The organism is Micromonospora sp. NPDC047793 (assembly GCF_040642635.1).
GTDB lineage: Bacteria > Actinomycetota > Actinomycetes > Mycobacteriales > Micromonosporaceae > Micromonospora.
Genome location: NZ_JBEYSG010000024.1, coordinates 26,291 through 49,544, shown reverse-complemented (window position 1 = coordinate 49,544; position 23,254 = coordinate 26,291). Strand labels below are relative to the sequence as shown.

Here is a 23,254-nt window from a genome sequence, read left to right as displayed (position 1 = left end):
GCTGCCCCGGGGAACCTCATAGGGCACCGGCGACGGGGGAAACCGGTCGGAGCGCCCGTTCCGTTCGACGCGGGACGTACGCTTGGCGGACCTTGATACCGGGAGGTGTGGGTGCGGACTCGGGCAGTCGTGACGGGTTTCGTGGTCCTCGTGCTGATCGCCGCGATCGGGATCGTCCTCGGGCTGCGGCAGGTCGGTGAGCAGTTGCGGCTGCCGTTCGCCGGTCGGGCGTGCACGGTGCAGGCCGACGGCGAGGTGACGCTGGACTCGCAGCAGATGGCGAACGCGGCGACGATCGCGGCCATCGGTGCCCAGCGCGAGATGCCGGAGCGGGCGGTGGTGGTGGCGCTGGCCACCGCGTACCAGGAGTCCGGTCTGCGCAACCTGGCCGGCGGCGACCGCGACTCGGTGGGGCTGTTCCAGCAGCGGCCGAGCCAGGGCTGGGGCACGCCGGAGCAGATCGGCGACCCCCGGTACGCGGCCCGGAAGTTCTACGCGGCGCTGAAGAAGGTGCGCGGCTGGGAGGACATGCGGGTCACCGACGCCGCCCAGAAGGTGCAGCGTTCCGCCTTCCCGGAGGCGTACGAGAAGTGGGCCGACGAGTCGGAGGTGCTGACCCGGGCGCTGCTCGGTGACGCCACCACGGCGGTCACCTGCACGGTCGGGGGCGACCCGGTGCTGCGCGGCGCGGCGGCGATCGCGAAGCTTGCCGAGGGGCTGACGCTCGACTGGGGGTTGAGCGACTTCGTGGAGAGTCCCGCCGGTCTGACGACGTCCGCCGACGGTGAGCGCGCCGGCTGGCGGTACGCGCACTGGATGGTCTCGCACGCCAAGGAGCACGGGGTGAAGCGGGTGACCTTCGACGGCCGGGAGTGGACCGCCAAGCGGGGCACCTGGAAGCAGCTGCCGGAACGGGAGCGCGAAGACTCGCAGGTCTCCGCCGAGGTCCACGCCGACGTCTGAAAGACCCCGATCTCCTTACCCGCAGTCACCGCGAAATCCGGCTATTCGCCCGTAGCGCCCACCCGGTGCGACACATCGTGACCCCTTGTGGTCGATCCGCGCCCCTGGGTCGCGATGACGATGAGATCGCCCCGGGGCACTCCCGGAGGCGTGTCGACGGGAGTTACGATCGGCGGCCTGTGCCAGAAATGGTTTCACCTCTTGGGGAGGGGTACGACGTGGCTTTCGACTACGGCGACCGGACCGGCTACGAACCGATCAGCGACGTCGATCGCAAGGAGTTCCACGAGCAGGGCTTCCTCCTGCTGCGCAACGTCCTGACCGAGGACCACCGGGCCGCTCTCGAGGCCGCGGTCGACCGGGTGTACGAGGAGGAGAAGGCCAAGGGCAAGACCACCAAGGACGGCACCCTGCACCTGCTGGGCTTCCTCGAGCGCGACGAGCTCTTCGGTGATCTGCTCACCCACCCGATCGCCTTCCCGTACATGTGGGGCCTGGCCGGGTGGAACATCTACTCGCACCACAACCACCTCGACGTCACCCCGCCGGCTGCGGAGCCGGAGAAGCCGTACTGGGGGTGGCACCAGGACGGGTACCGGCAGAACTCCGACCCGGAGACGATGGACCCGAACCTGCCCCGGCCGATGTTCTCGCTGAAGGTCGCCTACGTGCTCTCCGACCTCTCGGAGAACGGTCGCGGCGCGACCAAGGTGATCCCGGGCAGCCACCTGTGGAACTCGCTGCCCCGTCCGGCGGACACCACGGTGCACAACCCGGACCCGGAGGGCACCGTCGAGATCACCGCCAAGCCGGGCGACGCGTTCATCTTCGACCGCCGCCAGTGGCACTCGCGGTCGACGAACCTGTCGACGATCACCCGCAAGATGCTCTTCGTGGGCTACACCTACCGGTGGATCCGCCCGCTGGACGAGCTGCACATCGACCAGAACGGCGAGTGGTGGAACAACCGCACGCCGGTGCAGCGCCAGCTCTGCGGTGAGGGCACCCACACCGCGAACTACTGGGGCATCAACTGGGACGGCTACATCGACGACGAGATCCCGCTGCGCAAGGAGCTCAAGGAGCGCGGTCAGCTCAACCGCAACATCCCCTGGCTCCGCTGACCTGATGTGAAAGGAAGGGTCCCCTGCTAACGCCTCGTGCATAGCAGGGGACCCTTCCTAACATCCAGGCAGCGCGCGCGGCACGCCCGGCGGCGCGCGGCACGCCCGGCGGGGCTCAGCCGGTGGGCGTACGCAGCCGCCGGTGCACCTTGGCGCGGGTCGACTCGGGCAGGTCCTCGGCGTCCAGCAGCCGGGGCAGCAGTGCGGGTTCCAGGCTCAGCGCCCGGAACACCTCACCGATGGTGACCCCGTGCGTCGGCCGGTGCACCACCTCGACCGGATCGCCGGCGCCCACCGTGCCCGCCCGCAGCACCCGCAGGTACGCCCCGGGCGCCGCGCGTACGGTGAACCGCTTGATCAGGTCCGGTTCGCCCCAGAACCCGGCGAACGTCCGGCACGGCGTACGCGGCTTGGTGACCTGCAACAGCGCGGACCCGATCGCCCACTGCTCCCCGATCACCGCGCCGGTCACGTCGACCCCGAGCGTGCTCAGGTTCTCGCCGAAGCGTCCCGGTGGCACGGGCCGGCCCAACTCCGCCTCCCACCACTGCGCGTCCTCCGTGGCGTACGCGTACACCGCCTGGTCGGGACCGCCGTGGTGGGCCCGTTCGGCGATGAAGTCACCGACCACCTCGTCGGCGCGTACGGTCACCCGCTCGGCGGCCGGCCGCTTGTCGATGCCGCTGCGCCCGCTGGCGTCACCGGCCCACTCCGCCTCGGTGATCACCGCGAGGTTCACCGAGATCAGTTTCGCCGTCATACCGGCCAGCGTACGACCGGCTCAGCCTTTGACCGCGCCGGCCACCAGGCCGGAGACCATCCGCCGTTGCACCAGCAGGAAGAAGACGATCACCGGCAGGGTGAACAGGGTGGAGGCGGCCATCACCGGTCCCCAGGCGGTCTCGTCGCGCCCGAAGAAGAAGGTCATCGCCACCGGCAACGTGTAGCGGTCCTGCCGGTTGACGAAGGTCAACGCGAAGATCAGCTCGTTCCAGGCGGTGATGAAGGAGAAGATGCTCGTCGCGACCAGGCCCGGCGCCACCAGCGGGAACAGGATCCGGCGGAAGATCTGCGCGCGGTTGGCGCCGTCGATGGCCGCGGCCTCCTCCAGTTCCTTGGGTACGGCCGCGACGAAGCCGCGCAGCATCCAGATCGCGAACGGCAGCGAGAAGCCGAGGTAGGTGAGGATCAGGCTGGGCAGGGTGTTGTAGAGGCCGAGCCGCTGGATCATCAGGAACAGCGGGATGACCAGCGCCTCCAGCGGGATCATCTGCACCACCAGCAGCATGATCAGGAAGCTGGTCCGGAGGGTGAAGCGGAACCGGGCCACGGCGGTGGCGGCGAGCAGGGCCACCAGGCCGCTCAGCAGCACCGTGGTCACCGCGACGAGCAGGCTGTTGAGGAAGAAGTCGGTGTAGCTGACCCCGGGGATCAGGTTTCCGGTGAGGATCTGGCGGTAGTGCGCCAGCGTCGGCTCGGCCGGGAGCGGGCGCGGGGTGCTGGCGAAGATCTCACTGCTCGGCTTGAGCGAGGTGGTGATCATCCAGTAGACCGGGAAGGCGGCGAAGACCGCCACCAGCAGGCCGGCGCCGTTGAGGGCGATCCGTCGGGCGGTACGGCCACGTCGCCCACCGCTCCCCCTCCGGCGCGCGGGAGTACGCGCCTCGGCGTCCTGCGGGGCACCTCCGGTGGTTGGTGCCGTGTCGGCCGTCACGACTCCTCCTCCTGCCTGAGCACCATCCGCACGTACACGCCGGTGACGACCAGCAGGATCAGCGTGAGGATCACCGCGACCGCCGCGCCGAGGCCGTACTTGGGCGGGGGTGAGAACGCCTCGGCGTACGAGTAGACGGAGAGCATGAAGGTCGGTCGGTCCTGGGTGCCGCCGGCGAGCACGTAGTACTGGGTGAAGACCTTGAAGTCCCAGATCGTGGAGAGCACCACCAGGATGCCGAAGACCGGCCGCAGCAACGGCACGGTGACCTGCCAGAACACCCGCCACGGCCCGGCACCGTCGACCCGGGCCGCCTCGTGCAGCTCGCTCGGCACGCTCTTGAGGCCGGCCAGCACGCTGACCGCCACGAACGGGAAGGAGTGCCAGACCACCACCAGCGTGAGGATCGCGAAGAACAGCAGCGGGGAGTTGAACCAGCCGTACCCGGTCCAGTCGGTGCGGCCGAAGATCGTCTGCGAGAGCCCGTCCGGCAGGGCGTTGAAGGCCCAGGTGACCAGCCCGCTGGTGTCGTTGAAGATCCACTTCCAGACGATGGTGCCGGTCAGTGCGGGGGTGGCCCAGGCGAGCATCACGCAACCGGCCACGAACGCCGCCATCCGCCGGCCCAACCGGTGGAGCAGCAGCCCGACCAGGGTGCCGAGGAGCATCGTCAGCGCCACGTTGGCCGCGGCGAACAGGACCGTGTTGCGCAGCACGGTCCAGAAGAACGGGTCACCGAGGATCTGGGCGTAGTTGCCCAGCCCGACCCAGGGCCAGTCCCGGTCACCGCGTACCTGGCGGACGTTGTCCAGCCGGTGGAAGGACATCACCACCACCTGGCCGAGCGGCCAGAGCAGCAGGACGCCGATGACCACCAGGCAGGGCAGCAACAGCAGGTACGGCAGGCGGTCCACTCGGCGGCGCCGCCGCACGGGGGTCTCCTGTGCGGCAGCGGCCTCCGGTGTCTCGGTCAGCGTGGTCACTTGGCGTTGAGGATGCTTTCCATCTCCGCGGCCGCGTCGGCGGTGGCCTGTTCGACCGTCTTCTGACCCTTCATGACCGAGCTGTTCATCGCCTGGGTCACCGTCTTGGTCCGGCTGACCTCGACCCACCTGGGGGTGAGCGGCGTGAGCTTGGTGTTCCGCATCGTGGTCGCGAACGCCGCCATGATCTTGTCATTCGCGTACCGGTCGCCGCCCACCAGGTCGGAGTAGACCGGGAAGAAGCCGAGGCTGTCCGCGAACTTTTGGGCGTTCTTCTTGTTCAGCAGGACGGTGAGGTAGTCCCAGGCGAGGTCCTGACGCTGACTGTCCTGCCAGACCGCCAGGTCGGAACCACCGGCGAAGGCGGGTGCGGGCCGCCCGTCCGGGCTCGGGATGGGGAAGGTGCCCCAGACCTTCTCGATCTCCGGGTTGTCCTTGGCGATCGCGCCCTGCTGCCAACTCCCGGCGAACGCCATCGCCGCTTTGCCGGTGGCGAACTGGGTCCGCGCGTCGATCTCGTTCCAGCCGGCGGCGGCCGGTGGGGCGACCTTGTGGACGGTCACCAGGTCGGTCCAGAACCTCACCGCCTGTTGTGCCTGCGGCGAGGTCAGGCCGGAGGTCCAGGCGTCGCCCTGCCGGGTGGCGATCTCGCCGCCGGCGCCCCAGAGAAACGAGTAGAACGGCAGCTCGGAGTTGCCGGGCAGGGCGATGCCGTACGTGTCGGGTTTGACGGCTTGCACCGCCTTCGCCGCCGTCACCAGCTCGTCCCAGGTCGTCGGCGGTTGCACGCCGGCCTCGGCGAACCAGTCGGTACGGTAGTAGATGCCCCGGACTCCGGCGTACCAGGGCACGCCGTACTGCCGTCCGTCGAGCTGGGCGTTGCGCACCAGGTCGGGCAGGATGTCCTTGCCCTCGGCCCAGCCGTTCATCCGGTCGGTCACGTCGGCGAGGGCCTCCTGCGCCGCCCAGCCCTGCGTCTCGGTGTTGCCCAGCTCGGTGATGTCGGGGCCTTCGCCACCGGCGAGCGCGGCCTGGAACTTCGTGGGCGCCTCCAGCCAGGGGACGTACTGCACGACCACGTCGGTGTCCGGGTGCATGGTGCGGAACTCGGTCTCCACGGCGTCGAGGAACGCGGTCTGCGCCTCGCTACCCTCGCCCATCATCCAGACCGTCAGCCGGCTGGGGTCGGCCGCGTCGTCGCCGGAGCCACCGCAGCCGGCCAGCACCATGGCGGTCGTGGCCACCACGGCGGTGACCGGGACCAGCCGTTTCCACCTGTTCACGCGACACCCCTCCCGCCTGGCATTTACCTTCCGCGTCGCACCCTAATACGAAGAATTCCTTTACAACAGTGGGCGGACCCGCCGGTGTCGCGGGGCAGAGCGGTGAGGGCGCCGTACGCCACCGGCAAACCGGGGCGTACGACAACGAAAGGCGCCCGACCTCGACGGTCGGGCGCCTTTCGTCAGTGAACTGTTACCGGGTGACACCCCGGCGGCCGCGGCCCACCCCTGCGACCAGCGCCACCGCGACGGCGGCCAGCAGGACCTGGAGCATCAGCTCCCGCCAGTCGATACCGGCGGTCTCGGCGAAGCCCGAAGCACGGGCGATGACCGTGCCGAGCAGAGCCGCACCGACACCGATCAGCATGTGCAGCCAGATCGGCATCGGCTGCCGGCCCGGCACCACCAGGCGCCCCAGCGCGCCGATGATCAGACCGACGATCAGCGCGGTGATGATGCCCCAGACGGTGAACTCCATGGTCGTTCTCCTTCACAAAAGACTTCCCACGGTATTCGTGGTTTTCTGTCGTCGAGAGAGCTAATTCCCGACCCCGCCGAACCCCAAACCGAGTTTCTGCGCCCAGACGGCACGAGATCACCCAGAAGTACGGTTCACGCAGCTCGGGAAGGGCGATCCGCCGGACGAGATCCGGCACGGCCCGGGGGCCGACCACAGCGGGCGCGGCCGCCGGGGCAAGGAAGGGTCCCCTGCTAACGCCTCGTGTATAGCAGGGGACCCTTCCTTACCTCCGGGAGTCGGGGTGCCGCCGACAGACGCCAGCGGGCGCCCGGCCGGATGGCCGAGCGCCCGCGAGGCGTATGGGGGTGTTACCGGTGGCTGACACCACGGCGACGACCGCCGACCCCGGCCACCACGGCCACGGCGATCGCTGCCACCGCGACCTGCACCAGGAGCTCGCCCCAGTCGATGCCGGCGGTGGACGTCGCGATGCCCGCGGCCCGGGCGAGAACGGTGCCCAGCAGCGCGGCGCCGACGCCGATGACCATGTGCAGCCAGATCGGCATGTCCTGCCGGCCCGGGACCACGAGGCGGCCCAGCGCGCCGATGATCAGACCCACGAACAGTGCGGTGATGATGCCCCAGACGGTGAGCTCCATGGTGGCCCTCCTCAAGCAGAAGATGTCAATCGGCGGGTTTTCTGTCGGGCGACTCAGTTCCCTCGACGCCGAATTCCCAAACCGATCGGAGCACCACCGGACGGCATCCCGGCCATGTCGCCTGTCGATGCCGCCACCATTCGCACACGTCGCGGCCGGTGCCGGGCCACCGACCCGGCACCCGGCGCCGACTACTTCTTGCCCGCCTGCTTCCCGTCACCGGAGTCGGAGGAGAGCGCGGCGATGAAGGCTTCCTGGGGGACCTCGACCCGGCCCACCATCTTCATCCGCTTCTTGCCCTCCTTCTGCTTCTCCAGCAGCTTGCGCTTGCGGCTGATGTCACCGCCGTAGCACTTGGCGAGCACGTCCTTGCGGATCGCCCGGATGGTCTCCCGGGCGATCACCCGGCTGCCGATGGCGGCCTGGATCGGCACCTCGAACTGCTGGCGCGGGATCAGGTTGCGCAGCTTCGCGGCGATCGTGGTCCCGTACGCGTACGCCTTGTCCTTGTGCACGATCGCACTGAACGCGTCCACCGGCTCACCGTGCAGCAGGATGTCGACCTTGACCAGGTCGGACGCCTGCTCGTCGGTGGGCTCGTAGTCCAACGAGGCGTAGCCCTTGGTCCGGCTCTTGAGCTGGTCGAAGAAGTCGAAGATGATCTCGGCCAGCGGCAGCGTGTAGCGCAGCTCCACCCGGTCGGCGGAGAGATACTCCATGCCGAGCAGATTGCCCCGGCGCCCCTGGCAGAGCTCCATCACCGCACCGACGTAGTCGTTCGGGGTGAGCACGCTGGCGCGCACCGTCGGCTCGTACACCTCGGCGATCTTGCCGGTCGGGTACTCGCTCGGGTTGGTGACGACGATCTCCACGCCGTCCTCCTGGATGGCCCGGTAGACCACGTTCGGAGCGGTCGAGATCAGGTCCAGGTTGAACTCCCGCTCCAACCGCTCCCCGATGATCTCCAGGTGCAGCAGGCCGAGGAAGCCGCAGCGGAACCCGAAGCCCAGTGCCCCGGAGGTCTCCGGCTCGTAGGTCAGCGCGGCGTCGTTGAGCTTGAGCTTGTCCAGCGCGTCCCGCAGCGCCGGGTAGTCCGACCCGTCGATCGGGTACAGGCCGGAGTAGACCATCGGCTTCGGGTCCTTGTACCCGCCGAGCGCCTCGGCCGCCGGCCGACCGTTGATGGTGACCGTGTCACCGACCCGGGACTGCCGGACGTCCTTCACACCGGTGATCAGGTAGCCGACCTCGCCGACCCCGAGCGCGTCGGACTTCACCATCTCGGGCGAGATGACGCCGATCTCCAGCAGCTCGTGGACCGCACCGGTGGACATCATCTTGATCCGGTCCCGGGCACTGATCCGCCCGTCCACCACCCGGACGTAGGTGACCACGCCCCGGTAGACGTCGTACACCGAGTCGAAGATCATCGCGCGCGCCGGAGCGTCGGCGTCGCCGACCGGTGGGACGAACTGCCGGACGATCTCGTCGAGCAGGTGCGGCACGCCGACACCGGTCTTGCCGGAGACCTTGATGCAGTCCGCCGGGTCGCCACCGATCAGGTGGGCCAACTCCTCGGCGTACTTCTCCGGCTGCGCGGCGGGCAGGTCGATCTTGTTGAGCACCGGGATGATGTGCAGGTCGTTCTCGAGCGCCAGGTAGAGGTTGGCCAGCGTCTGCGCCTCGATGCCCTGCGCGGCGTCGACCAGCAGGACGGCGCCCTCGCAGGCGGCCAGCGAGCGGGACACCTCGTAGGTGAAGTCCACGTGACCCGGGGTGTCGATCATGTTGAGCACGGCCTGCTCACCGGTCCGCTCGCCCTCGCGGATCGTCCACGGCATGCGAACGGCCTGGCTCTTGATGGTGATGCCGCGTTCGCGCTCGATGTCCATCCGGTCGAGGTACTGCGCGCGCATCTGCCGCGGGTCGACCACACCGGTGAGCTGCAACATCCGGTCGGCCAGGGTCGACTTTCCGTGGTCGATGTGGGCGATGATGCAGAAGTTCCTGATCCGCCCCGGGTCGGTGGCACCAGGAGCGTTCGCGCCGGGATCGAGCGTCGGTGGCACAGCGGTCCGTTCTGGTCGGCTGACGTGAGCGGGCCGGCACCGCCGGCCCCCTCTATGCTCCCACGTCCCCGGCGGACGACCGCCGCGCGGGCGAACCCGGACTCACTCCGGCGGCGGCTCGACGAAGAGGGCGGCCAGCCGGGGCAGCCGCCGCTGGGCCTCGTCGGAGTTGTCGAAGTCCCAGAAGTCGTTCAGGTCCGGCGTCCGCGCCGCCTCACGCGCCACCGGCATGTCGGACGCGGTCGCCTTGCGGTACGCGTCCCACGGCACGGCGAGCATGTCCTCGCATTCGAACTCCTCGCCGCTGAGCGAGGCCGCCCGGACCTCCGGCAACTCGGCCAGCGAGTCCGGGTCGGCGACCGCACGGGCGAAGACCTCCCGGCCCCGTGTCATCAGCCAGCCCCGGAAGTACTCGAAGCCGTCGTCCGAGGCACCATAGTTGATCATGTACGCGGCGCCCCACAGGTCGACCCGGTAGGAGGCGGCGAGCACCCGCCGCTGGTGCTCCGCGTACCCGACGATCTCCTCCGGGTCGCGGGCGGCGAGCAGCGCGACGGCGCGGGCCGCGATGGCGTCCGGATCCCCGCCACCGGCGCGGGCCCGGTCGATCAGCTGCCAGAAGTCCTCGGTCCTCATGACCCGGCAGTCTGACAGAGAGGTCAGACGGCGGCGGGACCCGACGAGTCCGGCGCGCGGAGCACGGCGGCGACGCCGTACCGGGCAGCATGGTCGGGTGAGCAACCCGGCCCCGCCGCCCGTGCCGTACCACGCGACCGCCCAGCGCCCGCCGTGGCACACCCTGCCGGGGGTGGTCCGCGCCGCTCTGTCGGACCGGCTCGGCGCCCCGGTCGTCGCCGCCGAGACCGCCGATGCCGGTTTCACCCGGGGCTTCGCCGCGGTGCTGCGCACCGGCGACGGCGGCAGCGCCTTCGTCAAGGCCGCGTCCCGCGTCGAGCAGCCGCATCTGGTCGACTGGTACGCCCGCGAGGCGGCCATCCTCAGCCGACTGCCCGCCGGCCTCCCCGCCCCCCGCCTGCGCTGGACGTTGTTCGTGGCCGACTGGTACGCGCTCTGCCTGGAACCGGTCCACGGCCGCCTCCCCCGGTTGCCCTGGGATCCCGCCGAACTGGCCGACACCCTCGCCGGGTACGCCGATCTCGCCGCCGCGCTCGCCGACCCACCACCCGACCTGGTCGCCCTCGGGCTGCCCCGGCTCGCCGACCTCGCCCGCGACGACATCCTCTGGTGGGACGAGGTGACCGCCGGCCGGGAACCGGTGCCGCCGCTGCCCGATCCGCTGCGCGGGCGGATCGCCGACCTGGCCGCGCTGGAGTCCCGGCTTCCCGGGTACGCCGCCGCCACGACCGGCCTGACCCACGGCGACCTGCGGGCGGACAACGTCCTGATCGACGGCGCGGGCACCGCCTGGTTCTGCGACTGGACCTGGCTCTGCCATGGCCCGGCCTGGTTCGACCTGGTCAACCTGTTGATCACCGGGTACGCCTCCGGCCTCGACGTCGACAGTCTCTTCGCCGCCCACCCGACCGTCGCCGACGCACCCGACGACGCGCTCGACGTGACGCTGGCCGCCCTGGCCGGCTATCACCTCACCGCCGCCGCGTCGGCGCCCCCGACCGCGTCGGCCCACCTGCCGGCGCACCAGCGGTGGACCGGCGAACAGGCGCTCGGCTGGCTGGCCCGCCGACAGGGCTGGACCTGAGCGCGCCCGGTCACGCGCCGCCTGCCCGCGAGGGCTGTTTTGGCCCGTGCCGACCGACCTGGTAACCTGGCTTTTCGCGCAGCGATGACGCCTGCTCGTCGTCGCGCGCACAAGCTGACCAACCCGAGCTATCAAGACGAGGCTGTCGCGTGGCGAACATCAAGTCCCAGATCAAGCGCAACCGGCAGAACGAGAAGCGCCGGCTGCGGAACAAGTCGGTCAAGTCGTCGCTGAAGACCGCCATCCGCAAGTTCCACGAGGCCGCTGAGGCCGGTGACGTCGAGAAGGCCACCAACCTCATGCAGGACGCCTCGCGCAAGCTGGACAAGGCTGCCAGCAAGGGCGTGATCCACGCCAACCAGGCCGCCAACCGCAAGTCGGCGATCGCCAAGCGCGTCACGTCGCTCGCTGCCTGAGTTCAGCGACCTCAGACCTGACGGAAGCCCCGGGGCACTGCCTCGGGGCTTCCGCACGTCCTCGTCCGACTCGGGCGCAGGTGGTTCAGGAGCCGGGTTCGGCGGTGCGGCGACGACGTCCGGGCACCTTCGGCACGTCCGGGGCGGGCACGATGTTCGTGGTGCCGGGGTGGGCCGGCCGCAGGGTGGGTACGGGCGGGCCGGGCCGACGCGTCGGTGACGACGGCTCCACGGCGGGCAGCGGCTCCGATCGGAGCACGACGCCCGGCACGCTGTGCGGCAGCCAGTCGACCCGGGCCCGTCCCACCACGGGTTCCATCTGCCGCCGGAACCGGTCGCGTTCCTGCTCCGGCACGGCCGCTGCGGAACGGACCACCACGGCCGCCACCATGTCGTTGAGCTTGACCATGACGGCCACCGCCGCCGGGAGCACCAGCACCGCCCACCACTTCACCAACTCGGCGAGCACGAGCAGGGCGGCCAGCGCGATCGCACCCTCGAAGAAGAGGAAACAGAGCACCCCGCCCGGGTTGACCACACGCAACCCGAGCACCCGGGCGTAGAGCGGTCGGTACCGCTCCTCGTCGGCCGGGATCGTGGCCCAGGAGCCACGGAGGGCTCCGCTCATCTGGCGCCGCCCTGCTGCCGCGCGGCGGCCACCGAGAAGACGGCCTTCTCCAGCGCGTACGCCCGGTCGTCGGAGCCGCCCTTCACCGCCGCGTTGCACTCGGCCGCCGCCCGCATGGCGTCCACCAGTGCGTCCGGCGTCCAGCCCCGGGCCTGCCGCTGGGCTCGTTCGACCTTCCACGGCGGCATGCCCAGACTGCTGGCGAGCTGGTACGGGCTGCCCCGGCCGGCCGAGGCGACCCGGGCCACGGTGCGGATCCCGTCGGCGAGGGCGTCGGCGATCGGCACCGGGTCCACCCCGACGTGCAGCGCCCAGCGCAACGCCTCCAGTGCGGCGGGCAGGTCACCGACCATGGTGGCGTCGGCGACGGTGAAGCCACTCACCTCCACCCGACCCCGGTAGTACCGGGAGACCGTGTCGGCACCGATCCGGCCGTCGGTGTCGGCGATCAGCTGCGAGCAGGCCGCCGCGAGTTCCCGCAGGTCGTTGCCGACCGCCGCGATCAGCGCCTCGGCGGCATCGTCGGTACACCGTGCACCGGCCCGGCGGAACTCGTCCCGTACGAAGGCCACCCGGTCACGGTGTCCCTTGAGCTTGGTGGCCGCCAGCACCTGTGCACCGGCGGCCTTCAGCCCGTCGGCGAACGCCTTGCCCTTGGCCGCGCCGAGATGCTGGACGACGAGCTGCACCTCGGGGTCGGGATTCTTGGCGTACGCCAGCAGGGCGGCGGTCAGGTCCTTGCGGGCGTCCTGACCGGACCGCAGCACCAGCACCCGTCGCCCACCGAACAGCGACGGGCTCAGCATCTCGTCGATCTCGCCCACGGTGAGCTGCCCCGCCTGGTACTCCCGCACGTCCGCGCCCGGGTCGGCGGCGCGGGCGGCGGCGACGGTTTCGGTCACCGCACGCGTGGCGAGCAGCTCCTCGTCGCCGAGGACGAGCACAATGGGAGCGGCACTGGCGGCGGTCACGCCGCCCATACTCGCACGCTCTGCGGCGAGGTCCAGTCTGCTCGTCGGTACTGTGCTGGCAGACCCCGCACTCAGCGCAAATCCAGACATATTTACAATTAGCCTTCTTTCTCCATAAGTCGGATTCGCTCATCTGTTCGCCCTGGTCAGGTCCACTCCCCCTGCCACCACAGCGAGCCCGGACGGCCCGACCACCACGGCCACGTCCCCGTCGAGGTCGGTCCGCAGCACCCGCGCCCCACCTCGACTCAGCCGGGCCAGGACCGCCTCGTTGGGGTGCCCGTAGGTGTTGCCCGCGCCCACCGGCACCAACGCGACCGCCGGCGCGATCGCGTCCAGAAAGGCCGGATCCTGGTACGCGCTGCCGTGGTGGGCGACCTTCAACACGTCGGCCCGCAGCCCGTGCGGCGGCAGGTGTTCCCGCAGCGCCTCCTGCTCCTCGGTCTCCGCGTCCCCGGCGAGCAGGATCCGCACCCCGGCCACGGTGGCCCGCAGCACCAGGGAGTTGTTGTTCGGGTCGGACCTGGTCCCCCGCATCGGGTAGGGCGGACCGAGGACCACCAGGTCGACCGTGCCCGCCTGGTACCGCCACCCGGCCGGGGCGGCCACCAGAGGCGTGCCGTTCGCGGCGGCCGTGTCGTGCACCAGGTCCCGCCCCATCTCCGGCTCGGGCCAGCGAGGTGTCACCACCGTGTCCACCCGACGGTCCCGGAAGACCCCGGCCACTCCCCCGGTGTGGTCGACGTGGAAGTGACTGATCACCAACAGCGGCACCCGCCGTACGCCGAGCCGGCGCAGACAGGCGTCCGCCGCCGCCGGATCGGGTCCGGCGTCGACCACGACGGCGCGCCCCGCCGCCACCGGCAGCAGCACGACGTCGCCCTGACCCACCGCGCAGGCGACGACCACCCACCCCTTCGGGGGCCAGCCCGGCGCCGCCACCCGCACCGGCAGGGTGCCGACCACGACGGCGGCGGTCAGCACCGCCACCAGGCGGCGCACCACCGGTCGCCGCGCCGCCACCAGCAGGGCCACCGTCAGCGCCGCCAGCAGCAGCGCCCCGGACACCCCACCGGGCCAGGGCAGGTTGCCGGCCGGCACGCGGGCCCCGTGCCGGGCCACCAGCACCAGCCACCACGCCGGCCAGTGCGCCAGCCAGGCGACGGCCTGGGCACCGGCGGGCCAGACCGGCGAGATCGTCGCGGCCAGCACCCCGAGCACCGTGGCCGGGGCGATAGCGGGCACGACCAGCAGGTTCGCCGGGACCGCGACCAGACTGACCGTGCCCGACAGCCCGGCGATCACCGGGGAGCAGGCCAGTTGCGCGGCGGCCGGTACCGCCAGCGCCTCGGCCGCCCCCGCCGGTACGCCCCGTCGACGCAACCCGTCGCGCCATCGTGGCGCGAGCAGCAGCAGACCACCGGTGGCCAGAACCGACAGCGCGAAGCCGGCGTCCCCGGCCAGGTCGGGGTCGAGGAGCACCAGCACCGCCACCCCGGCGGCCAGGGCCGGCACTGCCGCCCGAGGTCGCCCGGTGGCCAACGCGGCGAGTCCGATCGCCCCCATGGTCGCCGCACGCACCACGCTCGGCGAGGGCCGGACCAGGATGACGAAGCCCACCAGGGCGAGCCCGCAGAGGACGACGGCCAGCGTCGGGCCGGCACGGGCCCACCGTGCCGCCAACAGCACCGCCCCCACGACGATCGCCACGTTGGACCCGGAGACCGCGTTGAGATGCGTCATGCCGGTGGCCCGGAAGTCCTCCTCGACCGTGTCGGGCAGTGCGCTGGTGTCGCCGACGACCAGACCGGGCAGCAGGCCGCCCGGGTCGTCGGGCAGCGGCGCGCAGGCGCGTTGCAGACCGGCCCGCAGCAGCCCGGCAGCCCGTTGCAGCGCCGACGCCGACCCGAGCCGGACGGGTTCGCCCTCGGCCAGCAGCACCGCACCGGTCAGGTCACCGCCACGCGGCTCGGTCAGGCGGCCCTCGGCCGTGATGCGCTGCCCGGGCAGCAACCCGCGCCAGGCGGGTTCGTCGGCGAGCACCAGCACCCGGGCCGGCGCGGTGACCCGTTGCCCCGTCGGGCCGGTGACGCCCACCAGCCGGGCCGGCACCAGCAACGTCGGCGGGCGGCCGACGATGCCGCCGCGTAGCGCCCGGGGATCGTCCCGGACGACCAGCTCCGCGGTGACCTGCCCGCCCTCCTCGACCAGGGCGCGCAACGGACCGGCGTCCCGCACCGCCAGTCGGGCCGAGGTCGCCGCACCACCGCAGACGATCCCGATCAACGCCGCCACCACGATCCAGCCGTAGCGTCGGGTGACCGCACCCTGCCGCCCGGCGAACCCGAGCAGGTGCACCGCGACCAGCATCGCCACGGCCGCCGCCACCCCGGCCACCAGCAACGTCCGCCCCGCACTGAGGTGCAGTCCGGCCAGGGCGGTGAGCCAGGCCGCCACGGCCAGCCCGGCCAGCCGGAGATCGGGAACCGTCGCCTCGGCGGTCACACCGTCACCAGGTCCTTCAGCTCTTCGTACCGGGCGTCGCCGATGCCGTTGACCTGACGCAGGTCGCTGACGGCGCGAAAGCCACCGCGCTGGTCGCGGTGCTCGATGATCCGCTGTGCGAGCACCGGTCCCACCCCGGGCAGCGCGTCGAGCTGCGCGAGCGTGGCCGTGTTCAGGTTCACCCGGCCGCCGGGTACGGCACCGGGTACGGCGACACCGGGCGCCGGGGCGGCCGGTGTCGGCGCCGGTACGCCGACCACGATCAACTCACCGTCGGTCACCTTGCGGGCCGGATTCAGCATCGCCACGTCCACCCCGGGCAGCGCTCCACCGGCCGCCTCGACGGCGTCGGCCACCCGAGCCCCGGCCGGAAGCCGCACCAGACCCGGCCGACGCACCTTCCCCGCGACGGCGACGACCACCTCACCGCCGGGTACGGCCGACGGGTCGGTCACTTGCTCGTCACCGGCAGGAACGGACGGGTCCCCGGTGTCGGCGACGCCACTGGGACCGGTGACCGTGACGACCGGTTCGACCTGCGGACGGGACCGCCACGCCCAGACGGCGGCGACGACCACGACCAGAATGGCGACGACGGCGAGCACCCGGACCCCGCGCCGCCCGGGGTCGAACGCCCCGGGCCCGGGCAGCCGGGACGGTGCCGGCGTCGCGTCGGCATTCGTCTGCGCCTCGGCACTCGACCGGCCGGTTCGTGCCGCAGCAGGGTACGGATCGGTGACCACGGTGCCGTCAGGTGTCGAGGGAGACGGCTGCGGGTCGGTGGCGTAGGTCCCGGTGTCCGACGAGAACTCCGGGGCGACCGGTGTGTGGACGGGCAGCGCGACGGTCGGCCACTCCACCGGCGCGCGCCGCATCGACGACGACACCGGTGGAAAGCCGTCAGTGCTAGGGCCGAAGACGTGCACGGACATCGGGTCGACGTCCTGGCCTGCCGGTGGCGGTCGACCGGCAGGCACGACGGGACCCCGCGATGTCGTGCCGGGCATCAGCCGCCACAGGCGATCCCGGACCGCCGTCTCCTCGTCGTCGTTGGACACGGCGCGAGGCTAGGACGGCGAGCCCGCGGCGCGCCGCCGTCGAACGCCCCGGCTGTGGATGACCGGTCGTCTGTGGACAACCGCCTGATCACGCATCGTTCGTGCTATGGCCGGACCCGCCGGACCCGGCGAACCCGACGGACCTCACCGGGCCGAGGATGCTTCCGTGCTGCGCTGCCACCGAGGTCGCTGTCGCCTCCACCGCAAGATCACGCTCGATCCCGGATCGAGTGGTCACCGTCGCGCTCGGATGCCACTCGATCCCGGATCGAGCGTGATCTTCCGCTCGGAGGGCGTGCACCGTTCATTGGATATGAGCGACCGGCGACAGGGCGGTGACGGCGAGACGAATCCTGCCGAGGGCGACAGGTCGGAGGAGGAGAGCAGCCGGTGGACGACGCCTCCCGCCGACGTGCCGGGGCTCGCCTCAGCCCCGCCAGTCCTTGCTGGTCGCTGCCGCTGCCGCGACCGGCCCGGGTCAGCGGGATTCCGGGTCGAGGCCGAGGGCCGCGCGTCCGCCGTCGACCGGCAGGGTGGCGCCGGTGACGAAGCCCGCCGCCGGAGAGAGCAGGAACGCCACCACCTCGGCGACGTCCTGAGGTCGACCGATCCGGCCCACCGGGTGCAGGCGGTGTAGCTCCGCCTCGACCCGTGCCGCCTGCTCCGGCGTCTGCGCGGCCAGGAAAGCCTCGTGCCGCTCGGTGGCCACCGAACCGAGGGCTACCGTGTTCGCCCGGATGCCGCGCGGGCCGTACTCGACCGCGAGCGCACGGGTCAGCCCCTCGATGGCGGCTTTCGCCGTGGCGTACGGCAGGCAGCCGGGCACTGGTCGCGCGGCCTGGTGGGAGGAGACGTTCACGATCGCGCCGTCGGTGCCGGCGGCCAGGAAACGGCGTACCGCGGTGGCCGCGCCGACCACGGCGGGGCGCAGGTTACGGGTGATCAGGTCGACCACCTCGCCGACCGGGGCGTCGTGCACCGAGGCGTCCCGGAACACCGCCGCGTTGTTCACCCAGCCGGTCAGCGGCCCGGCGCGTTCGGCCAGGTCGGCGGCGCGCCCGGCGACGCCCTCGTCGGCGGCGTCGCCGACCACCGCCGCCAGTCGCCCGTTCGCCGCATGTTGCTCCACCCAGGACACCGTGCCGGCATCACGCTCGACGATCACGACCGCCTCACCTGTGGCGAGCAGCCGCTCCACGATCCCCCGCCCGACGCCTCGCCCACCCCCGGTCACCACACAGGACATCCGCCCCTCCTCCCACCCCCGCCCATCTTCCCGCATCCCCGCACCCACCCCGTCGATCATGAAGTGATGGCACTTTCATAACGGGACAAAACCGCACGAACCCTCGACCACAGCTCCATGATCGGCGAGCCTCGCCCGGGACGGCGGCGAACCTCACCCCGGGGCGGGGGGGGCGAGCCGCACCCGGGGCGGGGAGGACCGCCAGCCAGGGGAGGCAGGACCCTAGGGGTGGCGGTGGGTGACGACGCAGGCGAGGCCGGGGCCGGCGTGGGCGGCGACGGCGGCACCGGCCTCGGAGACGTACGTGTCGTGCAGGCGCGTGCCCAGTCGGGTCGTGAGCGCACCCAGCAACGTCTCGGCGCGCTCGGGTGCGGCCAGGTGGTGCACGGCCAGGTCGATTTCCGCGTCTCCGGCCGCCTCGACGGCCAGGTCCACCAGGCGGGCCAGACCACGGCTGGCCGTCCGCACCTTGTCGCACAGGACGATGACGCCGTCGGGCATGTACAGGATCGGTTTGACCGAGAGTGCCGTGCCGAGCAACGCCTCGGCCGCGTTGATCCGTCCACCCCGGCGCAGGAACTCCAGCGTGTCGACGTAGAAGTAGATGGTGGTCCGGTCGATCGCGGCGACGGCCTCGGCGCGTACGCCGGTCAGGTCGGCACCGCGCTGGGCGGCCCGGGCGGCGGCGATCACCGGGAAGCCGAGGCCCATGCCGCAGGAGCGGCTGTCGACCACCGTCACCCGGTCACCGAACTGCGCGGCGGCCAGTTCGGCGGCTTCCACGGTGCCGGAGAGTCCCGCCGACAGGTGCACCGACACGACGCCGTCCGCACCGGCCTCCAGCAGCTGCTGGTACGTCCGGACGAACTGTTCCGGAGACGGGCGGGACGTGCTCACCGAGACCCGGCGGGCACTCAGCGCGCGGGTGGCGTCCGCCGGGGAGGTCTGGACCCCTTCCAGTCCCTCGACGCCGTTGAGCACCACAGTCAACGGCACCACGGTGAGCTGGTGCGCGGGCACCAGCTCGGGCGGCAGGTAGGCGGTGGAGTCGGTCACGACCGCGACGGGCATGCCCGGCACGGTAGCCGATCGGTGCGGTGCGGCGTCAGACCGCTTCGGCGGAGCCCGGCCGGGCGGGTGTGACCGGCGGTACGTCGACCGGGCCGACGTTGTGCGTCCGCATCTGCCACCCACGGTCGGCGTCGTGCCGCAGCTCGGTCCAGTGGCAGTTGCGCAGCGAGCCGACGGCACGGAGCACGCTGGGCTCCCAGCCGAGCAGCTGACCGCAGCCCTGCCGGGCGGCACCGCCGTGGGTGGCCACGACGATCGTGCGGCCGGCGAGTTCGTCGGCGAGTTCCTGGAGGGCGGTGCCCATCCGCTTGCCCAACTCGCTCAACGGTTCGATCTCCGCGCCCGGGTCGGGGTCACCGGCCCGCCAGCGGGCGAACTCCGCCGGGAACTGGGCCGTCGCCTCGGTCAGCAGGAGGCCCTGCCAGCGTCCGAAGTGGCGTTCGCGCAGTCGGGCGTCGGAGCGTACCGGCAGACCGGTCAGCGCGGACAGCGCACCGGCGGTGTCCGCCGCTCGGCTCAGGTCGCTGGCGACGATGGCGTCCGGTCGCAGCGCGGCCAGTAGCGGCGCGGCCTGGCGCGCCTGCTCGCGGCCGCGGTCGTTGAGGGGTACGTCGGTCTGCCCCTGCACCCGACCGGCGGCGTTCCAGTCGGTGTTGCCGTGCCGCCAGACGATCAGCCGGGTCACTCGCCGGATCCGCTGGCGGCCTCGGCGCTGGCCAGGTCCCGGTCGACGAAGGGGATGGTGGGGCAGTCCTTCCAGAGCCGGTCGAGGGCGTAGAACTCGCGCTCCTCGGTGTGCTGGACGTGGACCACGATGTCGACGTAGTCGAGCAGCACCCACCGGCCGCCGCGCTCGCCCTCGCGCCGCACCGGCTTGGCCTTCTCGGGCAGTTCGAGCAGGGCTTCCTCGATGGCGTCGACGATGGCGAGCACCTGACGCTCGTTCGGGGCCGCGGCGATCAGGAACGCGTCGGTGATGGCGAGCTGGTCACCCACGTCGATGATGACGATGTCCTGAGCCTTCTTGTCGGCCGCGGCCTGGGCGGCGGCCATCGCCAGCTCGTGAGCGCGTTCCGAAACTGTCACCGTTCTCCCTCGATCACCCGTGCGATGCTCTCAAGCCTCTCACACCCTGCGGATTCCCGACTTGGCGGTTTCACGCAGTAATCGGGATGAAACCGGCTAATCACCCTGGTAGAGCCGCCGTTTCGCGATGTATTGCACCACACCGTCCGGCACCAGATACCAGACCGGTACGCCCCGGGAGACCCGCGCCCGACAGTCGGTCGACGAGATGGCCATCGCCGGCACCTGCACCAGGCTGACCGTGTCGGCGGGTACGTGCTCGTCGGAGAGCTCGAAGCCCGGCCGGGTCACCCCGATGAAGTGGGCCAGCTCGAAGATCTCGTCCAGGTCCTTCCAGCTCAGGATGCGTTCCAGGGCATCCGCGCCGGTGATGAAGAACAGTTGGGCCTTCGGGCCGTACTCGGCGCGCAGGTCCCGCAGCGTGTCGACGGTGTAGGTGGGACCACCCCGGTCGATGTCGACCCGGCTGACCTGGAAGCGGGGGTTCGACGCGGTCGCGATCACCGTCATCAGGTAGCGGTCCTCGGCCGGGCTGACCGGGACGTCCTCTTTCTGCCAGGGCCGCCCGGTGGGCACGAACACCACCTCGTCCAGCCCGAACCGGTCCGCCACCTCGCTCGCCGCGACGAGGTGGCCGTGATGGATCGGGTCGAACGTGCCGCCCATGATCCCGACCCGCCGGATGTCTTCCCGCACACCATGATCCTATGCCGAATCCGGTTCACGCCGGGCCGGGCCGTGACCCACGGCACCGACCCGGCGACACCAGGTCAGCTGGGCGTGCCGTCGACCGCCGATCGGGCGTGGAGCGCCCGCCGCAGGTCGTCGTCGGCGTCGGTGACCACCCGGCGCAACCCGGGGGTGAGGTCGTCGCGGGCCAGCAGGGCCTCGGCCGCCTCCCGGGTCGATCGCGCCACCGCGTACCGGGGGAACGCCAGCTTGGCCACCCGGTCGGCCACCCAGGGCGTACGCAGCCGCGCGGCGGCCGGCATGTCGTCGAAGTACCGGGGCACGTACTCGGCGGTCAGTTCCGCCTGCTCGGGGCGCCAGAAACCGGCGGCCGTCGCCTCGACCAGCCGGTTGGACAGCTCGGTGTTCGACACGATGATCTCCCACGCGGCCTGCTTGGCGGCCGGGTCGGGCAGGGCGGCCCGGCAGGTGGCGGCCCGCTCCGCGCCGGCGGCGCTCGGGTCGGTGTCCGCCTCGGCGGCGATCTCGGCCGCACCGGCGGCCCCCAGCACCACCAGCCGGGCCAGGACGGACCAGCGCAGCTCGGTGTCGACGGCCAACCCGGCCGGTACGCCCCGACCGGCGAGCCAGCCGCCCAGCAGGTCGGCGTCGGTGGTCACGGCGATCAGGCCCCGCGCGGCGGCCAACTGCAACGACTCCCCCGGCGCGGCACCGTCGAGCAACCGGCGGCAGGCGTCGGCGATCCGGGCCAGGGCCGTCTGCCGGGCCGCCGGGTCGAGGTAGCGGTCGACCAGCGACCGGCTCAGCGCCAGCACGTCCTCGGCGATGATCACCTCGGTCTCGGCGGGCAGCGCCGCCTCGATCAGGTCCACCACCGCCGGCACCGGCCGTTTCCCGTCGGTGGCGGCGTCCAGCGCCTCGCCCCAGAGCAGCGCCCGGGCCAGCGGGTCGGCCAGCCGGGGCAGCAGGAGTGGCACGGCGTCGGCCGAGGCCGGGTCCAGACGGATCTTGGCGAACGTCAGGTCACCGTCGTTGGGCAGCAGGACCGCCGCCGCCGGCTCGCCGACCAACCCGGTGAGCACGGTACGACCGTCGTCGGCCTTCGGGTCGAGGTCGACCTCCTGCCGCTCGGCGGTGCCGTCGACGGCGTACCGGCCGACGCCGATGCGGTGCGGACGCAGCACCGGGTGCGACGGCGGGGCGGTCTGCACCACGGCCACCTCGGCGTACCGGCCGTCGGCGTCCAGCCGCACCTCGGACCGCAGCGTGTTCACCTGCGCCGTACGCAGCCACGGCTCCGCCCAGTCGGTGAGGTCCCGGCCGCTGGCGGCACCCAGGCTGTCGAGCAGGTCCGCCAGGGTGGCGTTGCCGAACCGGTGTCGGGCGAAGTGATCGTTCAGACCGGCCAGGAACGCCTCGTCACCGAGCCAGGCGACCAGTTGCCGCAGCACGCTGGCGCCCTTGGCGTACGAAATGCCGTCGAAGTTGAGCAGCCCCTGCGCCGCGTCGGCCACCTCCTCGGGCGCGACGGGGTGGGTGGAGGGGCGCTGGTCGGCGGCGTACCCCCAGGCCTTGCGTTGCAGCGCGAAGGTCGTCCACGCCTGGTCGAACCGGGTCGCCTCGGCGGTGACCCGGGTGCCGAGGTACTCGGCGAACGACTCGTTCAGCCACAGGTCGTCCCACCAGCGCATGGTGACGAGATCACCGAACCACATGTGCGCCATCTCATGGGCGATGGTGGTGGCCCGCTCCTCCCGCTCGGAGTCGGTGACCGCCGAGCGGAAGACGTAGTCGTCGCGGAAGGTCACCAGGCCCGGGTTCTCCATCGCCCCGGCGTTGAACTCCGGCACGAACGCCTGGTCGTACTTGCCGAACGGGTACCGCTCGGTGAAGAGCTGGTGGAACCGGTCCAGGCACTGCTTCGTGATGGTGAAGATCTCGTCGGCGTCGGCGTCCAGGTGCTCGGCCAACGACCGGCGGCAGTACACCCCCAGCGGGATGCCGTCGTGGCTGTCCCGCCGGACGTGCCAGGGGCCGGCGATCAGCGTGAAGAAGTACGTGGCTATGGGCAGCGTGGGGGTGAACTCCCAGCGCCCGGGTGCCGGGTTGGCGGCCAGCGCGCCGTTCGCCGCGACCGTCCAGTGCTCCGGTGCGGTGACCGCGAGCGTGACCGGCGCCTTCAGGTCGGGCTGGTCGAAGGCGGCGAAGATGCGTTGCACGTCGTCCAGGAAGGACATCGCGTACAGGTAGGTCTCACCGTCGGCCGGGTCCACGAACCGGTGCAGCCCCTCACCGGTGTTCGTGTACGCCATCTCCGCCTCGACGGTCAGCGTGTTCTCCTCGGCCAGCCCGGTCAGGACGAGCCGGTTGTCGTCCAAGGCGGCCGGATCGAGGTCACGGTCGTTGAGGCGTACCGCCAGCAGGCTCGCGGGCTTCACCTCGGCGAAGGTCTCGCTGCCGGTGGCCCGGAACAGGATCGTGACCAGCGAGCGGAACCGCTCGTCGCCACCGGTGAGGTCGAGGTCCACGTGGTAGGAAACGACGGAGATCGACGCGCCACGCGCGGTCGACTCTGCACGGCTCAGGCTCGGCATCCGCTTATCCTGCC

22 protein-coding genes are annotated in these 23,254 nt (G+C 71.6%); 4 read left to right on the top strand and 18 right to left on the bottom strand.

From position 1 onward, the window contains the following. The first annotated feature begins 105 nt into the window (after positions 1-105). Both ABZ738_RS29865 and ABZ738_RS29860 read left to right on the top strand, forming a co-directional pair. Positions 106-963, top strand: coding sequence for a hypothetical protein (locus tag ABZ738_RS29865; RefSeq protein WP_131054644.1), 858 nt, complete (start codon positions 106-108; stop codon positions 961-963). A gap of 218 nt (positions 964-1,181) precedes the next feature. Next, the gene (locus ABZ738_RS29860) at positions 1,182-2,087 is read left to right on the top strand and encodes a phytanoyl-CoA dioxygenase family protein (RefSeq protein ID WP_236145865.1); all 906 of its coding nucleotides are present in this window, start codon (positions 1,182-1,184) and stop codon (positions 2,085-2,087) included. Between the two features lie 115 nt (positions 2,088-2,202). Here the strand turns inward: ABZ738_RS29860 and ABZ738_RS29855 are convergent, their stop codons facing one another. From ABZ738_RS29855 to ABZ738_RS29820, 8 genes are all read right to left on the bottom strand, one after another. After that, complete coding sequence (locus tag ABZ738_RS29855; RefSeq protein WP_131054646.1) at positions 2,203-2,847, bottom strand: MOSC domain-containing protein; 645 nt, start codon at positions 2,845-2,847, stop codon at positions 2,203-2,205. A gap of 21 nt (positions 2,848-2,868) precedes the next feature. After that, positions 2,869-3,690, bottom strand: a complete 822-nt coding sequence (locus tag ABZ738_RS29850) for a carbohydrate ABC transporter permease (protein ID WP_131054650.1) — start codon at positions 3,688-3,690, stop codon at positions 2,869-2,871. Between the two features lie 107 nt (positions 3,691-3,797). Then, positions 3,798-4,784 (bottom strand): sugar ABC transporter permease, encoded by a 987-nt coding sequence (locus ABZ738_RS29845; protein WP_357218642.1) that lies wholly within the window; start codon positions 4,782-4,784, stop codon positions 3,798-3,800. Then, the gene (locus ABZ738_RS29840) at positions 4,781-6,067 is read right to left on the bottom strand and encodes a sugar ABC transporter substrate-binding protein (RefSeq protein ID WP_131054648.1); all 1,287 of its coding nucleotides are present in this window, start codon (positions 6,065-6,067) and stop codon (positions 4,781-4,783) included. Before ABZ738_RS29840 ends, ABZ738_RS29845 begins: the two co-directional genes overlap by 4 nt. A 193-nt stretch (positions 6,068-6,260) precedes the next feature. Continuing rightward, entirely contained in the window at positions 6,261-6,545 is a 285-nt protein-coding gene (locus ABZ738_RS29835; protein ID WP_131054649.1) for a GlsB/YeaQ/YmgE family stress response membrane protein, read from the bottom strand. Between the two features lie 350 nt (positions 6,546-6,895). Then, complete coding sequence (locus tag ABZ738_RS29830; protein WP_131053407.1) at positions 6,896-7,186, bottom strand: GlsB/YeaQ/YmgE family stress response membrane protein; 291 nt, start codon at positions 7,184-7,186, stop codon at positions 6,896-6,898. A gap of 191 nt (positions 7,187-7,377) precedes the next feature. Next, positions 7,378-9,255 (bottom strand): translation elongation factor 4, encoded by a 1,878-nt coding sequence (gene lepA / locus ABZ738_RS29825; RefSeq protein WP_131053408.1) that lies wholly within the window; start codon positions 9,253-9,255, stop codon positions 7,378-7,380. Between the two features lie 102 nt (positions 9,256-9,357). Beyond that, positions 9,358-9,891: a DUF4240 domain-containing protein gene (locus ABZ738_RS29820; RefSeq protein ID WP_357218636.1), complete on the bottom strand. Its 534-nt coding sequence runs from the start codon at positions 9,889-9,891 to the stop codon at positions 9,358-9,360. 97 nt (positions 9,892-9,988) lie between these two features. Between ABZ738_RS29820 and ABZ738_RS29815 the strand changes: the two genes are divergently transcribed. After that, on the top strand, positions 9,989-10,975 hold the full coding sequence (locus ABZ738_RS29815) for a phosphotransferase (RefSeq protein ID WP_357218633.1): 987 nt from the start codon (positions 9,989-9,991) through the stop codon (positions 10,973-10,975). Between the two features lie 149 nt (positions 10,976-11,124). Continuing rightward, positions 11,125-11,391 carry a 30S ribosomal protein S20 gene (gene rpsT / locus ABZ738_RS29810; protein ID WP_131053411.1) on the top strand — a complete coding sequence of 89 codons (267 nt, stop codon included), beginning with the start codon at positions 11,125-11,127 and terminating at the stop codon, positions 11,389-11,391. A gap of 85 nt (positions 11,392-11,476) precedes the next feature. Here the strand turns inward: rpsT and ABZ738_RS29805 are convergent, their stop codons facing one another. The 10 genes from ABZ738_RS29805 to pepN form a co-directional block, all read right to left on the bottom strand. Next, the gene (locus tag ABZ738_RS29805; RefSeq protein WP_236145750.1) at positions 11,477-12,019 is read right to left on the bottom strand and encodes a hypothetical protein; all 543 of its coding nucleotides are present in this window, start codon (positions 12,017-12,019) and stop codon (positions 11,477-11,479) included. Continuing rightward, entirely contained in the window at positions 12,016-12,999 is a 984-nt protein-coding gene (gene holA, locus ABZ738_RS29800) for a DNA polymerase III subunit delta (RefSeq protein ID WP_357218629.1), read from the bottom strand. The genes ABZ738_RS29805 and holA overlap by 4 nt, the downstream gene beginning before the upstream one ends. A 120-nt stretch (positions 13,000-13,119) precedes the next feature. Beyond that, positions 13,120-15,495 carry a ComEC/Rec2 family competence protein gene (locus tag ABZ738_RS29795; protein ID WP_131053413.1) on the bottom strand — a complete coding sequence of 792 codons (2,376 nt, stop codon included), beginning with the start codon at positions 15,493-15,495 and terminating at the stop codon, positions 13,120-13,122. Then, positions 15,492-16,238 (bottom strand): ComEA family DNA-binding protein, encoded by a 747-nt coding sequence (locus ABZ738_RS29790; RefSeq protein ID WP_236145751.1) that lies wholly within the window; start codon positions 16,236-16,238, stop codon positions 15,492-15,494. The genes ABZ738_RS29795 and ABZ738_RS29790 overlap by 4 nt, the downstream gene beginning before the upstream one ends. A gap of 793 nt (positions 16,239-17,031) precedes the next feature. Then, positions 17,032-17,799: an SDR family oxidoreductase gene (locus ABZ738_RS29785; RefSeq protein ID WP_357218625.1), complete on the bottom strand. Its 768-nt coding sequence runs from the start codon at positions 17,797-17,799 to the stop codon at positions 17,032-17,034. A gap of 222 nt (positions 17,800-18,021) precedes the next feature. After that, positions 18,022-18,870 carry a DegV family protein gene (locus tag ABZ738_RS29780; protein ID WP_131053415.1) on the bottom strand — a complete coding sequence of 283 codons (849 nt, stop codon included), beginning with the start codon at positions 18,868-18,870 and terminating at the stop codon, positions 18,022-18,024. Positions 18,871-18,904: 34 nt separating this feature from the next. Continuing rightward, positions 18,905-19,555: a histidine phosphatase family protein gene (locus ABZ738_RS29775; RefSeq protein WP_131053416.1), complete on the bottom strand. Its 651-nt coding sequence runs from the start codon at positions 19,553-19,555 to the stop codon at positions 18,905-18,907. Then, entirely contained in the window at positions 19,552-19,956 is a 405-nt protein-coding gene (rsfS, locus tag ABZ738_RS29770) for a ribosome silencing factor (RefSeq protein ID WP_131053417.1), read from the bottom strand. The genes ABZ738_RS29775 and rsfS overlap by 4 nt, the downstream gene beginning before the upstream one ends. Before the next feature lie 96 nt (positions 19,957-20,052). Further along, positions 20,053-20,652, bottom strand: a complete 600-nt coding sequence (gene nadD, locus ABZ738_RS29765) for a nicotinate-nucleotide adenylyltransferase (protein ID WP_131053418.1) — start codon at positions 20,650-20,652, stop codon at positions 20,053-20,055. A 74-nt stretch (positions 20,653-20,726) separates the two neighbouring features. Beyond that, complete coding sequence (gene pepN / locus ABZ738_RS29760) at positions 20,727-23,240, bottom strand: aminopeptidase N (RefSeq protein ID WP_357218619.1); 2,514 nt, start codon at positions 23,238-23,240, stop codon at positions 20,727-20,729. Positions 23,241-23,254 lie beyond the last annotated feature (14 nt).

Coding starts and splice junctions, on each gene's coding strand:
- ABZ738_RS29805 (WP_236145750.1), bottom strand. CDS start 12,019: ATGAGCGGAGCCCTCCGTGGCTCCTGGGCCACGATCCCGGCCGACGAG.
- holA (WP_357218629.1), bottom strand. CDS start 12,999: ATGGGCGGCGTGACCGCCGCCAGTGCCGCTCCCATTGTGCTCGTCCTC.
- pepN (WP_357218619.1), bottom strand. CDS start 23,240: ATGCCGAGCCTGAGCCGTGCAGAGTCGACCGCGCGTGGCGCGTCGATC.
- ABZ738_RS29830 (WP_131053407.1), bottom strand. CDS start 7,186: ATGGAGCTCACCGTCTGGGGCATCATCACCGCACTGTTCGTGGGTCTG.
- ABZ738_RS29855 (WP_131054646.1), bottom strand. CDS start 2,847: ATGACGGCGAAACTGATCTCGGTGAACCTCGCGGTGATCACCGAGGCG.
- ABZ738_RS29835 (WP_131054649.1), bottom strand. CDS start 6,545: ATGGAGTTCACCGTCTGGGGCATCATCACCGCGCTGATCGTCGGTCTG.
- ABZ738_RS29785 (WP_357218625.1), bottom strand. CDS start 17,799: ATGTCCTGTGTGGTGACCGGGGGTGGGCGAGGCGTCGGGCGGGGGATC.
- ABZ738_RS29780 (WP_131053415.1), bottom strand. CDS start 18,870: ATGCCCGTCGCGGTCGTGACCGACTCCACCGCCTACCTGCCGCCCGAG.
- ABZ738_RS29820 (WP_357218636.1), bottom strand. CDS start 9,891: ATGAGGACCGAGGACTTCTGGCAGCTGATCGACCGGGCCCGCGCCGGT.